This is a genomic window from Vibrio sp. 1402, assembly GCF_033340275.1.
This window is the reverse complement of record NZ_JAWOWE010000792.1, coordinates 1-502: the sequence shown is the minus strand read 5'-3', so window position 1 is coordinate 502 and position 502 is coordinate 1. Positions and strand designations below refer to the sequence as shown.

Here is a 502-nt window from a genome sequence, read left to right as displayed (position 1 = left end):
CCCGTTATGGTGAATGAGTTGTCTCGCCGTCAGCGCCGCGCGATGCAAGAAGCGATAGCCAAAGAGAAGGCGCTGCAAAAGCTCCACACCGCAGAGCAAATGACAACACTCGGTCAGTTAGCTGCAGGTATCGCACACGAACTTAACAATGCGATTGGTGTGGTCAGCAGTAAGTCGGAGCGTTTAGAGTCCGTCATTATGACGCTGCTTGAAGAAGTGCATCCAGAGGCGAGTCAGTTCTTTGATTTTGGTTTGATGCAAGGGCAAAAAGTATCGTCTAGTGAAGCGAGAAAGCGCGGTCGTCATTTCGAAAAATATTATGGGTTGCCTAAAGAGTTGGCGCGTGATTTAGCGCGAGCCGTGCCGAGTAACTACCTCTCGGAGCATTGGTTAAAAAGGCCAGAAGAGGCGATTCGTTACTGGCAAGTTGGGCGAGACCTGCACGACTTGCGTATCGCGTCTAAGCATACGGTTGGCATAGTTCGTTCCGTTAAGCAATTGG

At 50.6% G+C, this 502-nt stretch carries 1 pseudogene; it reads left to right on the top strand.

Annotated features, from left to right (window positions below):
- A pseudogene (locus R7044_RS28525) lies at nt 1–502 on the top strand (histidine kinase); the annotation flags it as partial.